The 1,227-nt window shown below is 51.9% G+C and carries 1 protein-coding gene; it reads right to left on the bottom strand.

The window, feature by feature from the left end; genetic code table 11:
* Window positions 1-152 precede the first annotated feature (152 nt).
* Window positions 153-581 carry a hypothetical protein gene (locus QVO43_RS05530; RefSeq protein ID WP_288174587.1) on the bottom strand — a complete coding sequence of 143 codons (429 nt, stop codon included), beginning with the start codon at window positions 579-581 and terminating at the stop codon, window positions 153-155.
* Between the last annotated feature and the right edge of the window lie 646 nt (window positions 582-1,227).

Raw genomic sequence — 1,227 nt, 5'->3', positions numbered from 1 at the left:
GATGTGAGACGTCAGCTTTGCACGATTCAGATGTTCGGCCAATCTGCTTGTTATCGGTCAAGCTGACGTTTGACTTCTGGTAAGACCGCAAGGGCCGGTCTGACTTCTTTTAATGGAAAAAGGCCGCCGGATTTTCCGGCGGCCTTCCTGTTTTACAGCAATCCATGCAACTTTCCCAGTTTCTGGATCTGATCCAGGGAGTAATGGGTGATCCGGGAAATGGTTTCCATGGGGATCTTTTCCTTCAGCATGGCGACAATGTTGGATTCCCGTTCTTCCTGACGGCCTTCTTGACGGCCTTCCAAACGGCCTTCCTGTTTTCCTTCCAGGCGCCCTTTCTCAAGACCTTTCACCAGGCCTTGTTTCATTCCCTTTTCCAGGTTTTTTCTAGCAATGGCGTGTCCGATACCGCACATGGTCTCCGCCTCCTTTTTCATTTCAACGGTCATGGGGATATTGTATTCCCGTTCCAGGATTTGTTTCTTCACGTCAGGGTTCATTTCTGTGGACAGAAGGACGCTGAGCAGGTGGATAATATCCTCCTGCCTGCTGTCCGGCTGTCCCAGGCAGATCATCATCATGGACACCATATCATAAATTCATTTTATCATATTTTGGGCGACAGGGAACCAGTGCAGAGGGAGGAGTGCAGAGTGCAGAGTGAAGGACGGCTGGGCCGGACGACCCATTGCGATGCCATAGCGGCCTCACAATCGGAGAACCCCGTTGTTCACGGCCGCTCATCAGCGACTGCGTAGGGGATCGCCGGAGGCAAGCCCATCCCGGCCGCCGGTTTTACACAATATGAAGGGGGCTGTCGCATGCGCAGCAGCCCCCTTTTTTTTATGTTGAAAAATCAGATAATTTTGTTATACTTAAAAAGGCTGGAGGAATCCGGAAAAGAGCGAAAAGCCCCGCAGGCCACGGAAGGGCGGGCCTTCGGCTCGCCCCTACGCCGTTGGGATCGAACGCTCGATTTTACGGTCACAGGAACGGATTTTTCGGCAGTTCCGTTTCTGGAATTTTTTGTTGGATCCTTCGGAGACGGGCGGCCGGGCCTGCCGCCCCTACGGTATCGGTATGCATTTCCCTAAAATTTGCCTGCAAATTTTATCCAAAACGACCAACGATAAATGACCAACAATGAACCACATTTCAGGAGGTGTTTAACCATGGTGCTGAAAAAACGACGGATCACCCGGGGGCTTTTGGCCGGGTGTTTGCTGC

Source organism: Acidaminococcus sp. CAG:542 (assembly GCF_000437815.1).
GTDB lineage: Bacteria > Bacillota > Negativicutes > Acidaminococcales > Acidaminococcaceae > Acidaminococcus.
This window is presented reverse-complemented; position numbering and strand designations above follow the sequence as displayed.